Source organism: Pseudomonas sp. A1230 (genome assembly GCF_044218825.1).
Lineage (GTDB): Bacteria > Pseudomonadota > Gammaproteobacteria > Pseudomonadales > Pseudomonadaceae > Aquipseudomonas > Aquipseudomonas iridis.
This window is the reverse complement of record NZ_CP162582.1, coordinates 3,224,084-3,246,348: the sequence shown is the minus strand read 5'-3', so window position 1 is coordinate 3,246,348 and position 22,265 is coordinate 3,224,084. Positions and strand designations below refer to the sequence as shown.

19 protein-coding genes are annotated in these 22,265 nt (G+C 60.0%); 11 read left to right on the top strand and 8 right to left on the bottom strand.

Going from position 1 to position 22,265, the window contains the following annotated elements:
- Window positions 1–1,980: a bifunctional tRNA (5-methylaminomethyl-2-thiouridine)(34)-methyltransferase MnmD/FAD-dependent 5-carboxymethylaminomethyl-2-thiouridine(34) oxidoreductase MnmC gene (mnmC, locus tag AB4P97_RS15205; protein WP_395601286.1), complete on the bottom strand. Its 1,980-nt coding sequence runs from the start codon at window positions 1,978–1,980 to the stop codon at window positions 1–3.
- 196 nt (window positions 1,981–2,176) lie between these two features.
- Here mnmC and pap point away from each other — a divergent pair, with 196 nt between their 5' ends.
- Both pap and AB4P97_RS15195 read left to right on the top strand, forming a co-directional pair.
- Window positions 2,177–3,691: a polyphosphate:AMP phosphotransferase gene (gene pap / locus AB4P97_RS15200; RefSeq protein ID WP_042560381.1), complete on the top strand. Its 1,515-nt coding sequence runs from the start codon at window positions 2,177–2,179 to the stop codon at window positions 3,689–3,691.
- 103 nt (window positions 3,692–3,794) lie between these two features.
- Entirely contained in the window at window positions 3,795–4,979 is a 1,185-nt protein-coding gene (locus AB4P97_RS15195; protein WP_395601285.1) for a thiolase family protein, read from the top strand.
- A 111-nt stretch (window positions 4,980–5,090) separates the two neighbouring features.
- Here the strand turns inward: AB4P97_RS15195 and AB4P97_RS15190 are convergent, their stop codons facing one another.
- On the bottom strand, window positions 5,091–5,285 hold the full coding sequence (locus tag AB4P97_RS15190; protein WP_042560379.1) for a DUF6316 family protein: 195 nt from the start codon (window positions 5,283–5,285) through the stop codon (window positions 5,091–5,093).
- Window positions 5,286–5,498: 213 nt separating this feature from the next.
- On the opposite strand from AB4P97_RS15190, the gene AB4P97_RS15185 reads away from it, so the two are divergent.
- Complete coding sequence (locus AB4P97_RS15185) at window positions 5,499–6,452, top strand: DMT family transporter (RefSeq protein ID WP_047302466.1); 954 nt, start codon at window positions 5,499–5,501, stop codon at window positions 6,450–6,452.
- Between the two features lie 87 nt (window positions 6,453–6,539).
- Here AB4P97_RS15185 and AB4P97_RS15180 read toward each other — a convergent pair whose 3' ends face one another.
- Window positions 6,540–7,934 (bottom strand): class II fumarate hydratase, encoded by a 1,395-nt coding sequence (locus AB4P97_RS15180; RefSeq protein WP_042560378.1) that lies wholly within the window; start codon window positions 7,932–7,934, stop codon window positions 6,540–6,542.
- Between the two features lie 194 nt (window positions 7,935–8,128).
- On the opposite strand from AB4P97_RS15180, the gene AB4P97_RS15175 reads away from it, so the two are divergent.
- The 7 genes from AB4P97_RS15175 (at window position 8,129) to AB4P97_RS15145 (ending at window position 16,028) form a co-directional block, all read left to right on the top strand.
- On the top strand, window positions 8,129–8,644 hold the full coding sequence (locus AB4P97_RS15175) for a DUF2059 domain-containing protein (protein ID WP_042560377.1): 516 nt from the start codon (window positions 8,129–8,131) through the stop codon (window positions 8,642–8,644).
- A 12-nt stretch (window positions 8,645–8,656) separates the two neighbouring features.
- Window positions 8,657–8,956 carry a BolA family transcriptional regulator gene (locus AB4P97_RS15170; RefSeq protein WP_047302463.1) on the top strand — a complete coding sequence of 100 codons (300 nt, stop codon included), beginning with the start codon at window positions 8,657–8,659 and terminating at the stop codon, window positions 8,954–8,956.
- Window positions 8,957–9,126: 170 nt separating this feature from the next.
- The gene (locus AB4P97_RS15165) at window positions 9,127–10,068 is read left to right on the top strand and encodes a rhodanese-related sulfurtransferase (RefSeq protein ID WP_042560375.1); all 942 of its coding nucleotides are present in this window, start codon (window positions 9,127–9,129) and stop codon (window positions 10,066–10,068) included.
- A gap of 35 nt (window positions 10,069–10,103) precedes the next feature.
- Window positions 10,104–10,706 carry a DsbA family protein gene (locus tag AB4P97_RS15160; RefSeq protein WP_200892979.1) on the top strand — a complete coding sequence of 201 codons (603 nt, stop codon included), beginning with the start codon at window positions 10,104–10,106 and terminating at the stop codon, window positions 10,704–10,706.
- Window positions 10,699–12,525: an ABC transporter ATP-binding protein gene (locus AB4P97_RS15155; RefSeq protein ID WP_395598286.1), complete on the top strand. Its 1,827-nt coding sequence runs from the start codon at window positions 10,699–10,701 to the stop codon at window positions 12,523–12,525. The genes AB4P97_RS15160 and AB4P97_RS15155 overlap by 8 nt, the downstream gene beginning before the upstream one ends.
- Window positions 12,526–12,727: 202 nt before the next feature.
- Entirely contained in the window at window positions 12,728–15,187 is a 2,460-nt protein-coding gene (locus AB4P97_RS15150) for an EAL domain-containing protein (RefSeq protein WP_200616951.1), read from the top strand.
- A gap of 79 nt (window positions 15,188–15,266) precedes the next feature.
- Window positions 15,267–16,028, top strand: a complete 762-nt coding sequence (locus AB4P97_RS15145; protein ID WP_215729250.1) for a TenA family transcriptional regulator — start codon at window positions 15,267–15,269, stop codon at window positions 16,026–16,028.
- 136 nt (window positions 16,029–16,164) lie between these two features.
- Here AB4P97_RS15145 and AB4P97_RS15140 read toward each other — a convergent pair whose 3' ends face one another.
- The 5 genes from AB4P97_RS15140 to AB4P97_RS15120 all read right to left on the bottom strand — a co-directional run bounded on the left by AB4P97_RS15140 (window position 16,165) and on the right by AB4P97_RS15120 (window position 21,073).
- Window positions 16,165–17,091, bottom strand: coding sequence for a GGDEF domain-containing protein (locus tag AB4P97_RS15140; RefSeq protein WP_042560370.1), 927 nt, complete (start codon window positions 17,089–17,091; stop codon window positions 16,165–16,167).
- Window positions 17,092–17,452: 361 nt separating this feature from the next.
- On the bottom strand, window positions 17,453–18,193 hold the full coding sequence (locus AB4P97_RS15135; RefSeq protein WP_042560369.1) for a YciK family oxidoreductase: 741 nt from the start codon (window positions 18,191–18,193) through the stop codon (window positions 17,453–17,455).
- Between the two features lie 112 nt (window positions 18,194–18,305).
- Window positions 18,306–18,977, bottom strand: coding sequence for an N-acetylmuramic acid 6-phosphate phosphatase MupP (gene mupP, locus AB4P97_RS15130; protein WP_042560368.1), 672 nt, complete (start codon window positions 18,975–18,977; stop codon window positions 18,306–18,308).
- Window positions 18,978–18,981: 4 nt separating this feature from the next.
- Entirely contained in the window at window positions 18,982–19,680 is a 699-nt protein-coding gene (gene ubiG / locus AB4P97_RS15125) for a bifunctional 2-polyprenyl-6-hydroxyphenol methylase/3-demethylubiquinol 3-O-methyltransferase UbiG (RefSeq protein WP_042560367.1), read from the bottom strand.
- A gap of 58 nt (window positions 19,681–19,738) precedes the next feature.
- On the bottom strand, window positions 19,739–21,073 hold the full coding sequence (locus tag AB4P97_RS15120) for a TRZ/ATZ family hydrolase (protein WP_042560366.1): 1,335 nt from the start codon (window positions 21,071–21,073) through the stop codon (window positions 19,739–19,741).
- Window positions 21,074–21,181: 108 nt separating this feature from the next.
- Here AB4P97_RS15120 and mtnA point away from each other — a divergent pair, with 108 nt between their 5' ends.
- Window positions 21,182–22,258 carry an S-methyl-5-thioribose-1-phosphate isomerase gene (mtnA, locus tag AB4P97_RS15115; RefSeq protein WP_047302451.1) on the top strand — a complete coding sequence of 359 codons (1,077 nt, stop codon included), beginning with the start codon at window positions 21,182–21,184 and terminating at the stop codon, window positions 22,256–22,258.
- The last annotated feature ends 7 nt before the right edge of the window (window positions 22,259–22,265 follow it).

Below are 22,265 nucleotides of genomic sequence, written 5' to 3'. Positions count from 1 at the left end.
TCATTTGCCGCGAATCAGTTGGCGTAACGCAAAACGATTGGGATGACAGGCCTCGGCCACGCTGCGTGGCACCGGCAACGGCTCATTGTCCAGCCACGCGGCGAGCAGCTCACCCGACAGCGGCGCGGTGATCAGCCCGCGCGAGCCGTGGCCGCTGTTGACGTACAGACCGTCGAGCCACGGGCAGGAGATGTCCGGCACTTGCCGGGCATCTTTGCTCAGCGCGGCATACGCCTGAGTGAAGGCTTCACGGTCGGCGAGCGGGCCGACAATCGGCAAATAATCCGGACTGGTGCAACGAAAGGCTGCGCGCCCCTCAAGGTCTTCAGCATTGAGTTCGTTGATGGCCAGACGGGCAACCAGATCGCTGGAGATCTCTTCAAGCATCGCCAGATTGCCCAGGTGTTCGGCGGTGGTCGGGGTCAGGTCATCGCTATTGAAATCGAAGCTGGCGCCGAGGGTATGTTCGCCCAGCCGCGCGGGCGCAACGTAGCCTTCGGCGCACACCACGGTGGACAGCGCCTGACTTTGTCCGGTCTGCGCCAAACGGGTGATCTGCCCGCGAATGCGCTTGAGCGGTAACTCGGCGCTTTGGGCGAAACGCTTGATCTCGGCAGCGCCGGCCAGCACCACGACCGGCGCGCTGGCGAGCAAATGGTCACCGTCGAAGGCTTGCCACTGGTCATCGACCCTGCGCAGTTCGACAGCTTCCTGATGGCTGAGCAATTTGATCTTCGGGTGCGTCGCTTGTGCCTGGCACAACGCGGGCGGATGCACCCAACCCCCTTCGGGATAGTACAAGCCGCCATGGGCCAGACCGACACCGGCACGGGTTTGCGCCTCGGGCTGTTCGAGCCACTGCAACAGATCTTCGGGGAACGCAGCGGCCAATTGCGCGTGGCGTTCGGCTTCCTTGGTGTTGAACGCCAGTTGCAGCACGCCGCAATCGTCCCAGTCGGTGCCGCGTTGCAGGGTTTCAAGCAGGCGTCGGGTGTAGCCGAAACCGCTGACGATCAGTTGCGACAGCGCGGTGCCATGGGCAGACAGTTTCAAATACAGCACGCCCTGCGGATTGCCCGATGCTTCTTGCGCAACGCCAGCATGACGCTCCAGCAAACTCACTTGCCAGCCGCGTGACGCGAGGCTGGCCGCTGTGGCGCAGCCGGCCAGACCTGCGCCGATCACCAAGGCTCGCCGCTCACCGGTCAATGGCCTAGGGCGCGCAAACCAGGGTTTCTCGGCAGCGGGCGGCGCAACGCCTTCGGGCCAGCCGAGGAGCTCACCACGCAGGATTTCCCATTTGTGGCCGATGCCCGGCGTGCGCTTCATCTTGAACCCGGCGGCATTGAGCAAGCGCCGCACCCAACCGGTGCTGGTGAAGGTGCTGATGGTCGAGCCGGGCGCCGCCAGACGTGCCAGTTCGGCGAACAGTTCGGCCGTCCACATGTCGGGGTTTCTTGCCGGAGCGAAGCCGTCGAGGAACCACGCATCGACCTGGGCATCGAGCTGCGGCAATTGCTCAAGGGCATCGCCGATCAGCAGTGTCAGTGTGACGCGACCATCGGCCAGCGTGATGCGCTGGAAGCCCTGATGAATGGCCACGTAGTGCTTCAACAACTGATCGGCCAGCGGCTTGAGTTGCGGCCACAGGGCCAGAGCACGGTGCAGATCCGCCGGGCTCAGCGGGTACTTTTCGACACTGACAAAATGCAGCTGTGCACCTGCCACGGCATGCTGTTCGAACACTTGCCAGGCGCAGAGAAAATTCAACCCGGTGCCGAACCCGGTTTCTCCGATAACCAGTCGTCCACCTGCGGGCAGTGCCGCAAAACGCTCAGCCAGACGGTTCTGCTCAAGGAACACATAACGGGTTTCATCGAGCCCCGACTGATCGGAAAAATACACGTCATCGAAGACACGTGAACGCGGGCGTCCGTTTTCATCCCAGTCGAGTTGGGCGTGGGGCGATACAGGTTTCATGGCAGGCTCGGCAACGACAAGGCGGCCATTCTAGCCGATCAGGCGCAGGGCGCTTGATCCATGGCAATTAGCGTCTTGACGGAATCACGGAAGATCGCGGTCCTCCATAATCAGGAGGTCTGTGTGGCGTGGGAATTTGTGCCCTGTATCCGTGCCCAATCCGCTAGTCTTGCTGAATTCTGGAAGGAGCCGTCCAATGTTTGAATCCGCTGAAATCGGTCATGCCATCGACAAAGACACCTACGAGGCTGCCGTCCCTGCGCTGCGTGAAGCACTGCTCGAAGCCCAGTTCGAATTGCAGCAGCAAAAGCGTTTCCCTGTAATCGTGTTGATCAACGGCATCGAAGGCGCGGGCAAGGGCGAGACGGTCAAGTTGCTCAACGAGTGGATGGACCCGCGACTGATCGAGGTGCGCACCTTCGACCAGCAGACGGATGAAGAGCTGGCGCGACCACCGGCGTGGCGCTACTGGCGGATGCTGCCAGCCAAGGGACGGATGGGGATTTTCTTCGGCAACTGGTACAGCCAGATGCTCCAGGGCCGTGTGCATGGTTTGTTCAAGGACCCGCGGCTGGATCAGGCGATCGCCGGCGCCGAGCGTCTGGAAAAGATGCTTTGCGATGAAGGCGCGCTGATCTTCAAGTTCTGGTTTCACCTGTCCAAAAAACAAATGAAGGCGCGGCTCAAGGCTCTCGCCGACGATCCGCTGCACAGTTGGCGCATCAGCCCGCTGGACTGGCAGCAATCGCAGACCTACGACAAGTTCGTCAAATACGGCGAGCGCGTGCTGCGCCGCACCAGCCGCGACTACGCGCCGTGGCACGTCATCGAAGGCGCGGATGCCAACTATCGCAGTCTGGCGGTGGGCAAGATTCTCCTTGAAGGTTTGCAAGCTGCCCTGAAGCGTCCGGACGTTCATCCTCACGAAGTCAGCGCCGCGCCGCTGGGCACTGCGGTCGATCAGTTGAACCTGCTCGACAGCCTGGACCTCAGCCAACACCTGGAAAAGAAAGACTACGAAGAACAATTGATCACCGAGCAGGCGCGGCTGTCCGGGCTGATGCGTGACAAGCGCATGCGTCGGCACGCCTTGGTTGCGGTGTTCGAAGGTAACGATGCGGCGGGCAAGGGCGGGGCGATTCGCCGGGTAGCGGCGGCACTCGATCCGCGCCAATACGGCATCGTGCCGATTGCCGCGCCGACCGAAGAGGAACGCGCGCAACCGTATCTTTGGCGTTTCTGGCGGCATCTGCCGGCGCGGGGCAAGTTCACCGTGTTCGATCGTTCGTGGTACGGCCGGGTTTTGGTGGAGCGCATCGAGGGTTTCTGCCCGCCGGCCGACTGGTTGCGCGCCTACAGCGAGATCAACGACTTTGAAGAGCAGCTCGCCGATGCTGGCGTGATTGTGGTCAAGTTCTGGCTGGCGATCGACAAGGACACACAAATGAAGCGTTTCCAGGAACGCGAAGAGATCCCCTTCAAACGCTTCAAGATCACCGAAGACGACTGGCGCAACCGCGACAAGTGGGACGCCTATCGCACCGCAGTGGGCGACATGGTTGATCGCACCAGCACCGAAATCTCGCCGTGGACGCTGGTCGAGGCCAATGACAAGCGCTGGGCGCGGGTCAAAGTGTTGCGCACGATCAACCTTGCTTTGGAAGAAGCCTTCGAGAAATCCGACAAGAAGGCCAAAAAGCACAAGGATTGAAACGATGGGCACGCATACGCGGGGTGAATGATTGTCGCGGTCGGTAATGGGGTGGACTTATGCTCAGGTCCACTCTCAACCGATAACAACAATGAGGTATGCCATGCGTGAAGTGGTGATCGTCGACAGCGTACGGACCGGCCTGGCCAAATCCTTTCGCGGCAAGTTCAACCAGACCCGTCCCGATGACATGGCGGCTCATTGCGTCAACGCGCTGCTGACACGCAATGACATCGACCCGACCAGTGTCGAGGATTGCATCGTCGGTGCCGGCTCCAACGAGGGCGCGCAGGGCTACAACATCGGTCGCAACGTCGCGGTGCTTTCGCGTCTGGGGACCGGCACCGCCGGCATGACCCTCAATCGTTTCTGTTCCTCGGGCTTGCAGGCTATTGCGATTGCCGCCAACCAGATCGCCTCGGGCTGCAGCGACATCATCGTCGCGGGCGGCGTCGAATCGATCAGCCTGACGATGAACAGCGTTAACACCGACCACCTGATCAACCCGCTGCTCAAGCAACAAACGCCTGGCATCTATTACACGATGGGCCAGACCGCCGAAGTGGTTGCACGTCGTTATGGTGTCAGCCGTGAGGCGCAGGATCGCTACGCGCTGCAAAGTCAGCTGCGCACCGCACAAGCCCAGGCGGCCGGTTTGTTCGACGATGAAATCGTGCCGATGGCGGTGAAGTATCGCGTCGAGGACAAGAACAGCGGCGAAGTGCAGATCCTCGATGGCGTCGTCGAGCGCGACGACTGCAACCGTCCGGACACTACTTATGAAAGCCTTGCCGGGCTTAAACCAGTGTTCGCCGACGATGGTTCGGTGACGGCTGGCAACTCGTCGCAACTGTCCGACGGCGCGTCGATGACGCTGGTGATGAGCCTGCAAAAGGCGCTGCAACTGGGGCTCAAGCCGAAGGCGTTTTTCCGCGGTTTCACCGTGGCCGGTTGCGAGCCGGACGAGATGGGCATCGGCCCGGTTTTCTCGGTGCCGAAACTGCTCAAGGCCAAGGGCTTGCAGGTGGCTGACATCGACTTGTGGGAGTTGAACGAGGCGTTTGCTTCACAGTGCCTGTACAGCCGTGATCGGCTGGAGATCGATAACGACAAATACAACGTCAATGGCGGCTCGATTTCCATCGGCCACCCGTTCGGCATGACCGGGTCGCGGCAGGTCGGGCATCTGGTGCGGGAGTTGCAACGGCGTAACTTGCGTTACGGCATCGTCACCATGTGCGTGGGCGGCGGGATGGGGGCGACGGGGTTGTTTGAGGCGGTGCTTTAAACGCAGAAAAATGTGTTGAATGATCTACCGCTTTCGCGAGCAGGCTCGCTCCCACATTGGAATGCAGTTCCCTGTGGGAGCGAGCCTGCTCGCGTATGAATTCACCAAGGATCAGCGATTGGAATCCTGAAGTTGCATCCGCGCGATGTAGGCCTTTATCTCCTGCTCAGCCTTCTCATGGCTGTCAAACGGCCCCTCAAGGGTATTTTCCCGGGTGCTGAAAAACAGTTCGCCATTAACCCGACACACTCGGTCACTGCGAAAGTGCGTGGCCGGGGCGGGGTCTTGGGCGCGCATGCCTAACATGATCGGTCTCCCTGCTGATGCAACGCTTGGGCTGGATCGAATGAGCTTATGTCTGAACCACTTGGCCCGCCTGTTCAGCCGATCAACGGCGTTGCGTCAACTTGATGCAGCGACCTGTACAGTTTCATTTGCGGCCCGGCTCTAACTGTCCCTGTGTTGCATCAGGCGCGAGGCCTAGAATGAGCGCTCCAGTCAGCAGGCTTTGGGGTTCGCATGCACATTTCATCTGGGCGCTGGGCCTACGGTTTGTTCCTGGCGCTGCTGACTGCGTTTCTGTGGGGCATCCTCCCGATAAAGCTCAAACAGGTGTTGCTGGTGATGGACCCGGTCACGGTGACCTGGTTTCGTCTGCTGGTGTCCGGCGGCTGCCTGTTCATTTACCTGGCCGCGGTCAAGCGCCTGCCGAGCCGCAAAGTGCTCGGGCCCAAGGGCGGCTGGCTGGTGCTGATGGCGGTGCTCGGGCTGGTCGGCAACTACGTGCTGTACCTGATGGGGCTTAACCTGCTCAGCCCCGGCACCGCGCAACTGGTGGTGCAGATGGGCCCGATCATGTTGCTGATCGCCAGTCTGTTTGTGTTCAAGGAGCGTTTCAGCATCGGGCAAGGCATTGGCCTGGCGGTGTTGCTGATCGGTTTTGTGCTGTTTTTCAATCAGCGGCTCGCGGAGTTGCTGACCTCATTGTCGGATTACACCGCGGGCGTATTACTGGTGCTGTTGGCATCGACCGTGTGGACGTTCTACGCCTTGGGCCAGAAGCAATTGCTGTCGGTGTGGAATTCGTTGCAGGTGATGATGGTGATTTACCTGTTTTGCGCGTTGTTGCTGACACCCTGGGTGCATCCACTCGAAGCGCTTGAGTTGAGCCCGGTGCAGGGCTGGCTGCTGCTGGCGTGCTGCATGAACACGCTGATTGCCTACGGCGCGTTTGCCGAAGCGCTGGCGCATTGGGAGGCTTCCCGTGTCAGTGCGACGCTGGCGATCACGCCGTTGGTGACGTTCGTGGCGGTGGCGATTGCGGCCGGGATCTGGCCGGAATACGTGCATGCCGAGCAGATCAATGCGCTTGGGTATGGCGGGGCGGTGCTGGTGGTGCTGGGTTCGGCGCTGGTGGCGTTGGGGCCTTCGTTGATTGCCGGGCTCAAGGCGCGGCGGCTGCGGATGGCTTGAAGGTCAAAAGATCGCAGCCTGCGGCAGCTCCTACAGTTGGAATGCGTTCCCCTGTAGGAGCTGCCGCAGGCTGCGATCTTTTTGCTTCTAGCCTTTGGCGCCAGCCTCGATCATGTTCTCCGGCCGCACCCAGGCATCAAACTCTTCATCAGTCAGATAGCCCAACTCCAGCGCCGCTTCGCGCAAGGTCAGACCTTCGCTGTAAGCCTTCTTGGCGATTTCTGCGGACTTGTCATAACCGATGTGCGGGTTCAACGCCGTAACCAGCATCAGACCGCGCTCCAGATGCTGGGCCATGACCTGCGCATCCGGCTCGAGTCCTGCGATGCAGTGCTGCTGGAAGTTGCTGCAACCGTCACTGAGCAAGCGGATCGATTGCAGCAGGTTGTGGATGATCACCGGTTTGTACACGTTCAACTGCAAGTGGCCCTGGCTCGCGGCAATGCCGATCGTCACGTCATTGCCCAGCACCTGGCAGGCGAGCATCGACAGCGCTTCGCACTGGGTCGGATTGACCTTGCCCGGCATGATCGAGCTGCCCGGCTCGTTGGCCGGCAAGCGCACTTCAGCGAAACCTGCGCGGGGGCCCGAGCCGAGCAAGCGCAGGTCGTTGGCGATTTTCATCAGGGCCACGGCGAGGGTTTTCAACGCGCCGGACAGACTGGTCAGCGGTTCATGGCCGGCCAGCGCGGCAAATTTGTTCGGCGCGGTGATGAAGGGCAGGCCGGACAACGCAGCGAGCTCTGCCGCAATGGCCTCGCCAAAACCGTGCGGCGAATTCAGCCCGGTACCGACGGCGGTACCGCCCTGCGCCAGTTCACACACCGCCGGCAGTGCCGCGCGGATCGCTCGCTCGGCGTAATCCAGTTGCGCTATGAAGCCCGACAATTCCTGACCGAAGGTAATCGGCGTCGCGTCCATCATGTGCGTGCGGCCGGTTTTCACCAGTTTCATATGCCGTGCTGCCAGTTCAGCCAAGCCACCTGACAGCTCGGCAATCGAGGGCAGCAACTGCTCTTGCACGGCTTTGACCGTGGCGATGCTCATGGCAGTGGGGAAGCAGTCGTTGGAGCTTTGCGAGCGATTGACGTGATCGTTCGGGTGGACCGGGGTCTTGCCGCCGCGTGGATTGCCGGCCAGTTCGTTGGCGCGACCGGCGATCACTTCGTTGACGTTCATGTTGCTTTGAGTGCCGCTGCCGGTCTGCCAGACCACCAGCGGGAACTGGTCGTCGTGCTGGCCGTCGAGGACTTCGTCGGCAGCCTGCTCGATCAGGCGGGCAATGTCGGCGGGCAGGTCACCGTTGCGGTCGTTGACCCGCGCGGCGGCTTTCTTGATCAGGGCCAGGGCGTGCAGTACCGGCAGCGGCATGCGTTCCTGGCCAATGGCGAAGTTGATCAGCGAGCGTTGCGTCTGAGCACCCCAGTATGCGTCGTCCGGGACCTCGATCTGGCCCAGGCTGTCGGTTTCGATACGGCTCATCGTGCACACTCCTGTTGGTCTGTTTGCGCAGTTTAGGCCGGTGTCGGCCCTGGTGGTTCCCTCGAATCGATTGTTGACCGGTAAAACCCCGCCAATCAAGCACGGCAAGGCTTTGGGGGTTGAGCCGCGATGAATGTTAGGCGCAGAATGGGCGCCCTTGGGGTTTTACCTCGCCTAGCTGAAAAGGAAACTCGATGACTCGTCTTCGTGCCATCTGTACCGCAGTAGCCCTGGTTTGCGCCAGCGGCCAGGCCCTCGCCGATACCGCCAGCCACAACGCCAGTGCCGAAGCTTTCCTGACTCTGGCGCACGCTGACAAACTGGGCACCCCGGTGTACATGCAAGTACAGCAAATGTTTGCCCAGCGTTTTGAGCAGACCAAAGCCCCGGAAGCCAAGAAAGCCGTGCTGGAAACCTATCAGGCCAAGGCTAACGCTGCGCTGGACCAGGCCATCGGCTGGAACAAGCTCAAGCCGGACATGGTCAAGCTCTACACCACCAACTTCAGCGAGTCCGAACTCAAGGACCTCGTCGCGTTCTACAAGTCGCCACTGGGCAAGAAAGTCCTGGAAAAAATGCCGCAGCTGACTCAGCAATCGGCCCAGATGACGCAGGCCAAGCTGGAAAGCGCCGTGCCGGTAGTCAACAAGCTGCTGGAAGACATGACCAAAGAGTTGGCCCCTGCAGCTCCTGCGGCCAAGAAGAAGTAAGCGGAGTTCGTGATGACCATGCAACAACGCATTGAATCGACGCTGGCGCTGCTTCAGCCCGAGCATCTGCAAGTGCTGGATGAAAGCCATATGCACAGTCGTGGGTTACAGACTCACTACAAGGCCGTGGTAGTCAGCGCGCAGTTCGAAGGGCTGAGCCGGGTCAAGCGCCACCAGAAAGTCTACGGCACGCTCGGCGAGCTGATGGGCGAGTTCCATGCGTTGGCGCTGCACACCTACACCCCGCAGGAATGGGCAGAGACTGGCGCCGCCCCCGCGTCGCCAACCTGTGCCGGAGGAAAGCAGCGATAAGCTTCAAGCGGTAAGCTGCAAGGCAATGGCGGACAGGTTTTGGCTTGTCGCTGGAAGCTCGCCGCTCGAAGCTGCTTTTTTGCTAGAATCCGCAACGCGCCGCTCACCCGGCGCGTTTTTTTTCGCATCCGGTTCACCCTTTACGAGGGTAGCCACCTGGAGAAATACCCATGACACAACCGATTGTCGTGGCGGCACTGTATAAGTTCGTCACCCTCGAAGATTACGTCAACCTGCGCGAGCCGCTGCTGCAAGCGATGGTCGACAACGGCATCAAAGGCACCTTGCTGATTGCCGAAGAAGGCATCAACGGCACGGTTTCCGGCACTCGCGAAGGCATCGATGGCCTGCTCGCCTGGCTGAAGAACGACCCGCGCATGATCGACATCGACCACAAAGAGTCGTACTGCGACGAGCAGCCGTTCTACCGCACCAAGGTCAAACTGAAGAAAGAGATCGTCACCCTCGGTGTTGACGGCGTCGACCCGAACAAAAAGGTCGGCACCTACGTTGATCCGCAAGACTGGAACGCGTTGATCAGCGACCCTGAAGTGCTGTTGATCGACACGCGCAACGATTACGAAGTGTCGATCGGCACCTTCGAAGGCGCCATCGATCCGAAAACCACCAGTTTTCGCGAATTCCCCGACTACATCAAAGCGCACTTCGACCCGGCCGTGCACAAGAAGGTCGCAATGTTCTGCACCGGTGGCATCCGCTGCGAAAAGGCATCGAGCTACATGTTGGGCGAAGGCTTTGAAGAGGTTTACCACCTCAAGGGTGGCATTCTGAAGTACCTCGAAGAGGTGCCGCAGGAAGAAACCAAGTGGCAGGGCGACTGCTTTGTGTTCGACAACCGGGTGACTGTGCGCCACGACCTCACCGAAGGCGACTACGATCAATGTCATGCTTGCCGCACACCGGTCAGCGTTGAAGATCGCACCTCCGAGCACTACGTCGCTGGCATCAGTTGCCCGCATTGCTGGAACACGCTGAGCGAGAAGACTCGCCGCAGCGCCATCGACCGGCAGAAGCAGATCGAACTGGCCAAGGCCCGCAACCAGCCGCACCCGATCGGCTTTAACTACAAGCAAGCATCCACCGAGGCTTAACCATGTCTGCGCGCCTGCTCTATGTGATGGATCCGATGTGTTCCTGGTGCTGGGGATTTGCTCCGGTGGCCAAGGCACTGGTCGAGCAAGCGCAGGCAGCCGGGGTCGAGCTGCATCTGGTGGTGGGCGGATTGCGCACCGGCAGCGGTTCGGCGCTGGAGCCGACCACCCGCCGCTACATTCTTGAACACTGGCAAGCGGTCACCGAGGCCACGGGTCAGCCGTTCAAGCTTGACGGTGCGTTGCCCGAGGGTTTTGTCTACGACACCGAGCCGGCCTGCCGTGCGATTGTCACTGCACGCAGCCTGGCGCCGGATTGTGCGTGGAAACTGGTCGAACTGATCCAGCAGGCGTTTTACGCTGAAGGTCGCGATGTCACTCAGGCCAGCGTGCTGGTCGAGTTGGCGGAGCAGGCGGGCGTGCCGCGCATCGAGTTCGCTGCGTTGTTCGATCATGCCGATCAACACAAGGCCACTCAGGCCGATTTCAGCTGGGTGCAGGATCTCGGCATCGCCGGTTTCCCCACGTTGCTCGCCGAACGCAACGGCCAGCTGGCATTGCTGACCAACGGTTATCAACCGCTCAGCGAACTGTCGCCATTGCTGGGCCGATGGCTGGAGCGCGCAGCCTGTGCCTGACCGGGCCGATGACACGCCAGCCGCAAAGCGTATCGACCGGCTGAGCTGGGCAGAAGTCCGGCGACTGGCACTCACTCACAAAAAATCCCTGTGGATCGCCAACGGCGTCGCCGTTCTGGCCACGCTGTGCAGCGTGCCGATTCCGTTGCTGCTGCCATTGCTGGTGGACGAAGTCCTGCTCGGCCACGGCGATGCGGCGCTGAAGGTGATGAATCACCTGTTACCGACGATGTGGCAGCAAGCGGCGGGCTATATCGGCCTGATGCTGGTGGTAACCTTGACCCTGCGTTGCGGTGCGTTGGGCTTTGGCGTGTTGCAGTCGCGGCTGTTTGCGCGTTTGGCCAAGGACATCGTCTATCGCATCCGCGTGCGCTTGATCGAACGGCTGAAGCGTATTTCCCTCGCCGAATATGAAAGTCTGGGCAGCGGCACGGTGACCACCCATCTGGTCACCGATCTCGACACCCTCGACAAGTTTGTCGGTGAAACCCTCAGCCGGTTTCTGGTGGCGATGCTGACGCTGGTCGGCACCGCGAGCATCCTGATGTGGATGCACTGGAAACTGGCGCTGCTGATTCTGCTGTTCAACCCGTTGGTGATCTACGCCACGGTGCAGTTGGGCAAACGCGTCAAACACCTGAAGAAACTCGAGAACGACAGCACCGCGCGTTTCACCCAGGCGCTGAGCGAAACCCTCGACTCGATTCAGGAAGTGCGGGCGGGCAACCGTCAGGGTTTCTTCCTCGGCCGGCTCGGTTTGCGGGCGCAGGAGGTGCGTAACTACGCGATCAACTCGCAATGGAAAACCGACGCCTCCAACCGTGCCAGTGGCCTGCTGTTCCAGTTCGGTATCGACATCTTTCGCGCCGCGGCGATGCTCACCGTGCTGTTCTCCGACCTGTCGATCGGGCAGATGCTCGCGGTGTTCAGTTACCTGTGGTTCATGATCGGCCCGGTGGAGCAACTGCTCAACCTGCAATACGCCTATTACGCGGCGGGCGGGGCGCTGGCGCGGATCAACGAACTGCTGGCGCGGGCCGATGAGCCGCAGTATCCGGGCGGCGTCGATCCGTTCAAGGGCCGCGATACCGTGGGCATCGAGGTGCAAGGCCTGAGCTTCGGTTACGGCGATGAACCGGTGCTGGATCAGTTGAATCTGTCCATCGCGCCAGGAGAGAAAGTCGCGATTGTCGGCGCCAGTGGTGGTGGTAAAAGCACCCTGGTGCAATTGCTTCTGGGGCTGTACACGCCGCTGGCCGGGACGATTCGCTTTGGCGGTTCGACCCAGCAGGAAATCGGTCTTGAGACGGTTCGGGAAAACGTCGCGGTGGTGTTGCAGCATCCGGCGCTGTTCAATGACACCGTACGCGCCAACTTGACGATGGGCCGCACGCGCAGCGACGAAGCCTGCTGGCAGGCGCTGGAAATCGCTCAGCTCGAACCCGCTATCCGCGCCTTGCCGGATGGACTCGACAGCATCGTTGGCCGTTCCGGCGTGCGCTTGTCTGGTGGTCAGCGCCAGCGCCTGGCAATTGCACGGATGATCCTCGCCGAGCCAAAAGTGGTGATCCTCGACGAAGCCACTTCGGCCCTCGACGCCGCCACCGAATACAACCTGCATCAAGCCTTGGCGCGGTTCCTACATGGCCGCACCACGCTGATCATTGCGCACCGGTTATCGGCAGTGAAGCAGGCTGATCGGGTGCTGGTATTCGACGGCGGACAAGTGGCCGAAGATGGCGATCACCAGCAGTTGATTGCCGACGGCGGGCTGTACGCCAAATTGTATGGCCATTTGCAGCAGATTCAGCGCCCCTGAGTTTCTTGCCCTTTTTTGCCCTCAGTGTGTGAATATCATTGAGTAAACCTGTTCGGAAAGCCTCTAAAGATCAGTCGGTTGCACGATCAGCGTTGCAGACGGGCGAGCTGTCCCTTTGACATATCAAAAATTAGCCTAGGCTGAGCTGTCAGGAGCAGGATTTTCCGGTTGTTCATCTGGCAGTACTTGCGCAAGGGATCTCATGGAGCAAAAGCGGACTTTCGGAACGCCACGATTGTTGGGCATCGTCTGGCCATTTATTGCCGTCGTGTTGTTTCAAGCGTTATTGGGGGGCGTGAGCCTTTACGTGCTGTCGGCCGTTCGCGGCTACGTTGCGGGGGAAAGTCTCTGGTCCAAGGGCCAGAAAGATGCCATCTACTACCTCAATCTGTACGCAGACAGTCGCGACGAAAAGATATTCCTCAAATACCAGACCGCGATTGGCGTCCCCCAGGGCGGTCATCAGCTGCGTCTGGCGCTGGACCGCCAACCGCCGGACCTGGCCGCTGCGCGCGAAGGCATCCTCAAGGGTGGCAACCATCCGGACGACGTCTCCAGCGTGATCTGGCTGTACCTCAACTTCCGTCATTTCAGTTACCTGGAAACTGCCATCGACCGCTGGACGGTGGGTGACGCTTATCTGATCGAGCTGGATGATCTCGCGCGCGAGATGCACCGCAGTATTTCCGAGAATACCGCCAGCAGTGCCGATATCCTGCGCTGGAAGGCGCAGATCTTTGCGATCAATGATGCCGTGACTCCGGCGGCGAAAGCCTTCAGTGATGCCTTGGGCGAAGGCTCGCGGATGATCCTGCGACTGTTGCTGGCGATCAACCTGGCCACGGCACTGGGGCTTATCGTGCTGGCCTTGCTGCGCACCCAGAAATTGCTCAAGCAGCGCCACGCCTTTGCCGAGGCGCTGCAATTGGAAAAGGATCGCGCGCAGGTCACCCTGCAATCGATCGGCGATGGCGTCATCACCACCGACGTGACGGGGGCCATCGATTACATGAACCCCGCCGCCGAAGCCATGACCCACTGGAAAGCCGAACAGGCCGCCGGTCTGCCGCTGGCGGCGCTGTTCAATTTGCTTGATGACAACGCCCAGGCCGAAGGTCTGACGCTGATCGAACACATTCTCAGCGGTCAACTCGGTGGCGGCAGCGAACACTCAAAGCTGATCCAGCGCCTGGACGGCAGCACGTTGTCGGTGACGCTGGTGGGCGCGCCGATCCGCAATGCGGGCAAGGTCAGCGGCACGGTGCTGGTGCTGCACGACATGACCCAGGAACGCCAATACATCGCCAATCTCTCCTGGCAGGCCACCCACGATGCACTGACGGGGCTGGCCAACCGCCGCGAGTTCGAATATCGCCTGGAGCAGGCGCTGCACACCCTTACGCGGCAAGCGGGGCGGCACGCATTGATGTTCCTCGATCTGGACCAGTTCAAACTGGTCAACGACACCTGCGGCCATGCGGCGGGCGATGAACTGTTGCGACACATCTGCACGCTGCTGCAATCAGGCCTGCGCGAGGGCGATACGCTGGCGCGACTTGGCGGTGACGAGTTCGGTATTCTGCTGCAGAACTGCTCGCCGGAGGCGGCGGAGAAAATTGCCGAGGTGCTGCGTCATACCGTGCAGAACCTGCATTTTGTATGGAAAGGGCGACCATTCCAGACCACGGTCAGTATCGGCCTGGTGCATATCACGCAAATCCCGACGACCCTCGAAACCTCGCTGCGAGCAGCAGATATGGCCTGCTACATGGCCAAGGAAAAAGGCCGCAACCGGGTGCAGGTCTATCACGCCGACGACTCCGAACTGTCGCTGCGCTTCGGTGAAATGGCTTGGGTGCAGCGTTTGCACATGGCGCTGGAAGAGGACCGTTTTTGCCTCTTTGCCCAGGAAATCTCCCCCCTCAAACCAAGTGAGGGCAAGGGCGGGCACATTGAGATTCTCCTGCGTCTGCATGATGAAGCCGGGCGAATGATTCTGCCCGACAGTTTCATTCCTGCTGCAGAACGTTATGGCTTGATGAGTCAACTGGATCGCTGGGTAGTGCAAAACGTGTTCAAGGTGATTGCTCAATGTATTGCGCAAGAACATGAAGGCCCATTAGCGATGTGTGCGATTAATCTGTCAGGCATTACTATAGGAGATGACGCGTTTTTGAACTTTCTGCGCGAGCAGTTTGTTAACTATTCAATACCGCCTGAAATGATTTGTTTTGAAATTACTGAAACCAGTGCAATTTCAAACTTGGGCAGTGCAATTAGATTTATTAATGAACTCAAAGGCTTAGGTTGCTACTTCTCTCTGGATGACTTTTGTGCCGGAATGTCTTCATTCGCTTATCTGAAACATTTGCCTGTAGACTTCCTGAAGATCGACGGGAGTTTCGTAAAGGATATGCTGGACGACCCGATTAACCGCGCAATGGTCGAAGTGATCAATCACATCGGGCATGTTATGGGTAAGCAGACAATTGCCGAGTTTGTTGAAACAACTCAGATCGAGCAGGCATTGCTTGAAATTGGTGTGGATTACGCACAAGGTTATGTTATTGAGCGTCCGCAATTGTTTACCTGTAACAGTTTGCAAAGTCGGCCCGCCAGACCGCAACCACTGTTATTCAAAGCGCCTGGCACGTTCCGTTGAAATCTCTCGCCGATCCTTACAATCACAAATCAAAAGGAGCCGAACAGTGATCGACACATTCAACCGAACCGGACCACTCATGGAAGCCGCAAGTTATCCAGGCTGGGCACAGCAGCTGATAGATGATTGCAGCGAGAGCAAGCGCCGGGTTGTCGAACATGAACTTTATCTGCGCATGCGTGATAACAAACTCAGCGCCAAAACCATGCGCCAGTACCTGATCGGGGGCTGGCCGGTCGTTGAGCAGTTCGCCTTGTACATGGCGCAGAACCTGACCAAGACCAGATTTGCCCGTCATCCCGGCGAAGACATGGCGCGGCGCTGGCTGATGCGCAACATTCGCGTCGAACTCAATCACGCCGATTATTGGGTGCACTGGAGTCGCGCGCACGGTGTAAGCCTTGAGGATCTTCAGGCCCAGCATGTGCCGCCTGAGCTGCATGCCTTGAGTCATTGGTGCTGGCATACCAGTTCCGCCGATTCACTGATTGTGGCCATCGCCGCGACCAACTACGCCATCGAAGGCGCGACCGGGGAGTGGTCGGCGCTGGTCTGTTCCAATGGCGTGTACGCTGCGGCATTCCCTGAAGAGGATCGCAAGCGTGCGATGAAGTGGCTGAAGATGCACGCCCAGTACGACGATGCTCACCCATGGGAGGCGCTGGAAATCATCTGCACCCTCGCTGGCATGAGCCCGAGCAAAGCCTTGCAGGTCGAATTGCGTCAGGCCATCTGCAAGAGCTACGACTACATGTACCTGTTCCTGGAGCGGTGCATGCAGTTGGAAACGTCCGAACGCTTGCTGGTAAGCCGTGAGCGAAGGGCCGTGCTCGAAAACTGATTACCGGCTTCGCCAAAAGCTAATGTGGGAGCGAGCCTGCTCGCGAAGAGGGCGTGTCAGTCAGCACTCGGTTGACTGACACACCGCTTTCGCGAGCAGGCTCGCTCCCACACTGTTTTGTGCTGTCTGGAAGGATTCAGCCCGCCATTGCCAACCGATTACGCCCCTCACGCTTGGCCACGTACAGCGCACTGTCCGCGCGGCGCAACAGGCTTTCTGCCGATTCACCCGGTAGCAGGGTGGAGCAACCCAGGCTGACCGTCAGCTCGATCAGTTGACCATCGGCGTAATACTCCGCCGCTTGCGCCGCATAACGCAGACGCTCGCCAACCATCGCTGCCGCTTCCCGGCTGGTGTTGGACAGCATGATCAGAAACTCTTCCCCGCCATAACGAAAGACCATGTCGACGTTGCGCAACTGGCTCTTGATCGACGCAGCTACGGCTTTAAGCACGTCATCTCCTGCGCTGTGGCCGTGACTGTCGTTGACGCGCTTGAAGTGGTCGATATCCAGCATCAACACCGACAGCGGCTGCACATGCCGGCGAGACATCTCGATCTCGCGTTGCAGCGTCTGCTCCATCGCGATGCGATTGCCGGCGCCGGTCAGCGGATCACGCAACGCGCTCTGGGTGGCTGCTCGGTACAGCAGGGCATTGCGCATCGGGTATAGCAGCGACGACAGTAGCGATTCGAGATTGCCCTGATCCTGCTCGTTGAAGCGGTGATTGCGGCGGAACACCACTTCGCCCATGTGCTCGCCTTCGTGGCTCAGGCTGTAGCTGACGGAATGGTGGCCGCGTGCGCCGAACTCCAGGCGCAAGTCGCTGCCCTTGTGCTCGTAGCTCAAGGCGTCAAGCGGCACAAGGCGTTGAACCTCGCGGAAAAACAGACCGAGTATGCGTTGCGGTTCGAGACTGGTTTGCAATTGCAGGCTCATTTGCTGGCGCAATTGCGTCAGGCTGGTCGGGCGTTCCAGAAGTGGAGGAAGCTGACCAAAGCCCAGGCGTTGCAATTTGGCACTGTCAAAGTCAATTGCATTGGTCTGGGAGGGTGATTTCATGTGGCGTGAGCCCCTAAGCAGTAAGTCTGTCTTACAGGCTGGGTGAGAGCGGCTATGGGCTGCGCGTCGTACTGATCCATCAGTCCCGTAGGACATTTGGCGTAAGTTTAGTCTGCCTGATGACGATTAGTAAGCTATCGAACCAGGCCTCGCCCCACTGCCTTCACACGGCATGCTTTGTGGGAAATTAGAGCGAAAGTCGTGCCATTCAGTTCGGTTTTATTTAAACCCATATGAATCAATGGCTTGTGAAGTCGCGAGGAGGAGGGGTGCTGGATATTTGACTTTATTGTGACGGCCGATAGCGGCAAATGACTGCCGCGGCAGTAATCCGCCGCGGCTACAAATGCGACGTATGGCATTACTGTGCGTTGAATGCCTGGCCGTTGATACCGGTGCTGTCGGGGCCCATCAAGTAGAGGTAGACCGGCATGATGTCCTCCGGGGTCGGATTGTTCAGCGGGTTTTCTCCGGGATAGGCCTGTGCTCGCATGCTGGTGCGGGTGCCGCCCGGGTTGATGCTGTTGGAGCGCACCGGCGCCACGCCGTCGACCTCATCCGCCAGGGTTTGCATCAGGCCTTCGGTGGCAAATTTCGACACACCGTACGCGCCCCAGTAAGCACGGCCCTTGCGACCAACGCTGCTGGAGGTAAACACCACCGACGCATCCTGCGACAGCTTGAGCAGCGGCAGCAGCGTGCTGGTCAGCATGAACATGGCGTTGACGTTGACCTGCATGACACGCATGAAGTTTTCCCCGGACAACTGCTCGATCGGCGTGCGCGGGCCGATGATCGAGGCGTTGTGCAGGAGGCCGTCGAGGTGGCCGAACTCGGTCTCGATCATCGCTGCCAGTTCATCGTATTGATGGGGCAGGGCGGTTTCGAGGTTGAAGGGGATGACTGCTGGTTGCGGATGGCCGGCCGCTTCGATTTCGTCGTAGACCTGCGTCAGATTGGCTTCGGTCTTGCCCAGCAGCAGCACGGTGGCACCATGGGCGGCATAGGTTTTCGCGGCGGCCGCGCCAATGCCACGACCGGCACCAGTGACCAGAATGACCCGATCCTTGAGCAATTCGGGGCGAGCGGAATAATCAAACATAAAAACCTCACAATCCGTTAATAGCTAAAAGATCGCCGCCTGCGGCAGCTCCTGCATGAGTTGGATAACTTCCCTGTAGGAGCTGCCGCAGGCGGCGATTTTTTGACTTTGATCAGCAGCTGCAGAGCGCGCTATCCAGCACCTTGCGCAACTCCAGCGGATGATCCACCACCACATCCGCGCCCCAATGCCGCGGGTTGTCGTCCGGATGGATGTAGCCGTAGGTTACCGCGGCCGTTTTGGTCCCGGCATCGCGCCCCGACTCGATATCGCGCAGATCATCGCCCACAAACAGAACGGTCGATGGATCCAGATCAAGCATCTTGCACGCGAGAATCAGCGGCTCCGGATCCGGCTTGCTGTTCTTCACGTGATCCGGGCAGATCAGCAGCGCCGAGCGCTCGGCCAACCCCAGTTGCTGCATGATCGGCTCGGCGAAACGCACAGGCTTGTTGGTGACCACGCCCCAGATCAGGTTGGCCTGTTCGATGTCGGCCAGCAGTTCGCTCATGCCGTCGAATAGTTTGCTGTGCACCGCGCAACCGACGAGGTAACGCTCAAGGAACTCCAGACGCAGTTCCTCAAAGCCCGGCGACTCCGGGTCCATCGAGAACGTCACCGCGACCATGGCTTTGGCGCCACCGGAAATCTCGTCGCGGATGTGCTTGTCGTTGATCGGCGGCAAGCCGCGATCCGCGCGCATCGCCTGGCAGATGGCAATGAAGTCCGGCGCGGTGTCGAGCAGAGTGCCGTCCATGTCGAAAAGAACTGCTCTGATGGCCATCGGCTTATTCCTCGCGCAGGGTCTGGATCATGTAGTTGACGTCAACGTCGTTGGCCAGTTTGTAGTGCTTGGTCAGCGGGTTGTAGGTCAGGCCGATGATGTCCTTGACGGTCAGGCCGGCCAGGCGGCTCCAGGCACCCAGCTCGGACGGACGAATGAATTTCTTGAAGTCGTGGGTGCCGCGCGGCAGCAGCTTCATGATGTATTCGGCGCCGATGATCGCGAACAGGTACGCCTTCGGGTTGCGGTTGATGGTCGAGAAGAACACCTGGCCGCCCGGCTTGACCATGCGGTAGCAAGCGGCGATGACCGACGATGGATCAGGCACGTGTTCGAGCATTTCCAGGCAAGTCACGACGTCGAACTGCTCGGGCATTTCCTCGGCCAGGTCTTCGGCGGTGATCTGGCGGTACTCGACGCTGACGCCGGACTCCAGTTGATGCAACTGCGCGACCGCCAACGGCGCTTCGCCCATGTCGATGCCCATGACGGTGGCACCGCGCTGGGCCATGGCTTCACTGAGGATGCCGCCGCCGCAACCGACGTCGAGGACTTTCTTGCCGGCCAGATTGACCCGTTCGTCAATCCAGTTGACCCGCAGCGGGTTGATGTCGTGCAGCGGTTTGAACTCGCTTTCACGGTCCCACCAGCGATGGGCCAGGGCTTCGAATTTGGCGATTTCGGAGTGGTCGACGTTGCTCATGGTTCAATCCTCTAAAACTTGAAAAAGGCTGTAGCCCCGCGGGTTGGCTGCGAGGTGTTTACGATTCGGTGTGGCCGCTGATGCGCTGGCCCCAGGCCCGGGCGGTGGCGCCCAGTTGCTGTTCATCCATGCGCGTCAGGCGGCGGTCGTCGAGCAGTTGTTTGCCGGCGACCCACAGGTGTTTCACGCAATCGCGCCCGGTGGCATATATAAGCTGCGAAACCGGGTCATAGATCGGCTGCTGCGCCAGGCCGGACAGGTCGAAGGCGACGATGTCCGCGGCTTTGCCGATTTCCAGCGAGCCAACCTGCGCTTCGATTCCCAGTGCGCGAGCACCGTTGAGCGTGGCCATGCGCAACGCACGATGGGCGTCGAGCGCAGTGGCAGAACCGGCGACAGCTTTGGCCAGTAGCGCTGCGGTACGGGTTTCGCCGAGCAGGTCGAGGTCATTGTTGCTCGCCGCACCATCGGTGCCGACCGCGACATTCACACCAGCCTGCCACAAACGCTCGACCGGGCAGAAACCGCTGGCCAGTTTGAGGTTCGATTCCGGGCAGTGGATCACGCTGGTGTTGCTTTCTACCAGCAACGCCAGGTCGTCATCGCTGATCTGCGTCATGTGCACAGCCTGGAAGCGCGGCCCGAGCAGGCCCAGTCGGCCTAGGCGGGCCAGCGGCCGTTCACCGCGTTGCTCGACCGCTTGTTGCACTTCGAACGCCGTTTCGTGGACGTGCATGTGAATCGACGCGTCCAGTTCCTCGGCGATCACGCGGATTTTCTCGAGATTTTCGTCGCCTACGGTGTAGGGTGCATGAGGGCCGAAGGTGATCTTGATGCGCTCGTGATGCTTCAGATCGCCGAACAGCTCGACACCTTGGCGAATGGCCTCATCGGCGCTGGAGGCGCCGGGAATCGGGAAGTCGAGGATCGGAATGGCGATCTGCGCGCGAATGCCACTGTCATGCACGCGTTCGCTGGCGACTTTGGGGAAGAAATACATGTCCGAAAAGCAGGTGATGCCGCCCTTGATCTGCTCGGCGATGGCCAGATCGGTACCGTCACGAACGAAGTCTTCATCGACCCATTTGGCTTCGGCCGGCCAGATGTGGTTTTCCAGCCAGGTCATCAGCGGCAGATCATCGGCCAGGCCACGGAACAGCGTCATTGCCGCATGGCCGTGAGCGTTGATCAGGCCGGGGCTGAGCAGGACGCCGGGCAATTCGCGCACTTCAGCGGCGTTACACTTCAGTGCGTCGCTGCGCGGGCCGATAAACACGATGCGACCGTCGCGGATGCCCAGGCCATGCTCCTTGAGCACAACGCCTGCGGGTTCGACGGGTACCAGCCAGGTTGGCAGCAATAATAAGTCGAGCGCAAGGACAGGTTTCGGCATCGAGGGTCGGTTCCAGTGCTTTTGTAAAGGATGGCGAAGTATACCCGAGCGTCTTCGCGGGGGGATCGCTATAATCGGCGGCTTTTGTTCATGAGTGCGGGGTGTGGGATGCGCGATCGACTGTTGGCTGCGGAGAAAGTAAAGGCCATCGATTGGCGAGATGGCGCGCTCCACCTGCTGGATCAGCGTATTTTGCCGTTCGAAGAAACCTGGATCGCTTACACCAGCGCCGCCGGCGTGGCCGAGGCGATCCGTTCGATGGTGGTGCGGGGCGCACCAGCGATCGGCATCAGTGCGGCTTATGGCATCGTCCTCGCGGCGCGTACGCGGGTGGCCGAAGGTGGCGACTGGTACGCCGCGCTGGAAGAGGATTTTGCCCTGCTTGCCGATTCCCGGCCGACGGCGGTCAACCTGTTCTGGGCGCTGGGTCGCATGCACGATCGGCTCGATCGCCTCAAAGGCAATGCCGATCCGCTGGCAGCACTGGAAGCCGAGGCCATCGCCATCCACGAAAGTGATCGCGAGGCCAACCTGACCATGGCCCAACTCGGCGTCGATCTGATCCGCAAGCATCAGGGCAACGCTCAAGCGATTCTCACCCACTGCAACACCGGCGCTCTGGCGACGGGTGGTTTTGGTACGGCGCTTGGCGTCATTCGTGCGGCATTTCTCGAGGGCATGGTCGAGCGCGTCTATGCCGACGAAACCCGGCCGTGGCTTCAGGGTTCGCGCCTGACAGCATGGGAGCTGGCCAACGAAGGCATCCCGGTCACTCTGAATGCTGATTCTGCCGCCGCGCACATCATGAAAACCAAAGGCGTGACCTGGGTGATCGTCGGTGCTGACCGGATCACCGCCAATGGCGACGTGGCCAACAAGATCGGCACTTATCAACTGGCGGTCAACGCCATGCATCACGGTGTGCGTTTTATGGTGGTGGCGCCGAGTTCGACCATCGACATGAATCTGGCCAGCGGCGACGAAATTCCGATTGAAGAGCGCGATGGTGCCGAATTGCTGGAAGTCGGCGGCAAGCGTGTTGGCGCTGACGTTGAGGCGTTCAACCCGGTGTTTGATGTGACACCGGCGGATCTGATCGATGCCATCGTTACCGAAAAGGGCATCGTCGAGCGGCCGGATACGGCGAAAATGGCCCAGTTGATGTGCCGCAAGCGCCTGCATTGATTGGCTT

What these genes read in the sequence shown, in the direction of transcription:
- mnmC (WP_395601286.1), bottom strand. Translation starts at nt 1,980, where the DNA reads ATGAAACCTGTATCGCCCCACGCCCAACTCGACTGGGATGAAAACGGA.
- pap (WP_042560381.1), top strand. Translation starts at nt 2,177, where the DNA reads ATGTTTGAATCCGCTGAAATCGGTCATGCCATCGACAAAGACACCTAC.
- AB4P97_RS15195 (WP_395601285.1), top strand. Translation starts at nt 3,795, where the DNA reads ATGCGTGAAGTGGTGATCGTCGACAGCGTACGGACCGGCCTGGCCAAA.
- AB4P97_RS15190 (WP_042560379.1), bottom strand. Translation starts at nt 5,285, where the DNA reads ATGTTAGGCATGCGCGCCCAAGACCCCGCCCCGGCCACGCACTTTCGC.
- AB4P97_RS15185 (WP_047302466.1), top strand. Translation starts at nt 5,499, where the DNA reads ATGCACATTTCATCTGGGCGCTGGGCCTACGGTTTGTTCCTGGCGCTG.
- AB4P97_RS15180 (WP_042560378.1), bottom strand. Translation starts at nt 7,934, where the DNA reads ATGAGCCGTATCGAAACCGACAGCCTGGGCCAGATCGAGGTCCCGGAC.
- AB4P97_RS15175 (WP_042560377.1), top strand. Translation starts at nt 8,129, where the DNA reads ATGACTCGTCTTCGTGCCATCTGTACCGCAGTAGCCCTGGTTTGCGCC.
- AB4P97_RS15170 (WP_047302463.1), top strand. Translation starts at nt 8,657, where the DNA reads ATGACCATGCAACAACGCATTGAATCGACGCTGGCGCTGCTTCAGCCC.
- AB4P97_RS15165 (WP_042560375.1), top strand. Translation starts at nt 9,127, where the DNA reads ATGACACAACCGATTGTCGTGGCGGCACTGTATAAGTTCGTCACCCTC.
- AB4P97_RS15160 (WP_200892979.1), top strand. Translation starts at nt 10,104, where the DNA reads ATGTGTTCCTGGTGCTGGGGATTTGCTCCGGTGGCCAAGGCACTGGTC.
- AB4P97_RS15150 (WP_200616951.1), top strand. Translation starts at nt 12,728, where the DNA reads ATGGAGCAAAAGCGGACTTTCGGAACGCCACGATTGTTGGGCATCGTC.
- AB4P97_RS15145 (WP_215729250.1), top strand. Translation starts at nt 15,267, where the DNA reads ATGGAAGCCGCAAGTTATCCAGGCTGGGCACAGCAGCTGATAGATGAT.
- AB4P97_RS15140 (WP_042560370.1), bottom strand. Translation starts at nt 17,091, where the DNA reads ATGAAATCACCCTCCCAGACCAATGCAATTGACTTTGACAGTGCCAAA.
- AB4P97_RS15135 (WP_042560369.1), bottom strand. Translation starts at nt 18,193, where the DNA reads ATGTTTGATTATTCCGCTCGCCCCGAATTGCTCAAGGATCGGGTCATT.
- mupP (WP_042560368.1), bottom strand. Translation starts at nt 18,977, where the DNA reads ATGGCCATCAGAGCAGTTCTTTTCGACATGGACGGCACTCTGCTCGAC.
- ubiG (WP_042560367.1), bottom strand. Translation starts at nt 19,680, where the DNA reads ATGAGCAACGTCGACCACTCCGAAATCGCCAAATTCGAAGCCCTGGCC.
- AB4P97_RS15120 (WP_042560366.1), bottom strand. Translation starts at nt 21,073, where the DNA reads ATGCCGAAACCTGTCCTTGCGCTCGACTTATTATTGCTGCCAACCTGG.
- mtnA (WP_047302451.1), top strand. Translation starts at nt 21,182, where the DNA reads ATGCGCGATCGACTGTTGGCTGCGGAGAAAGTAAAGGCCATCGATTGG.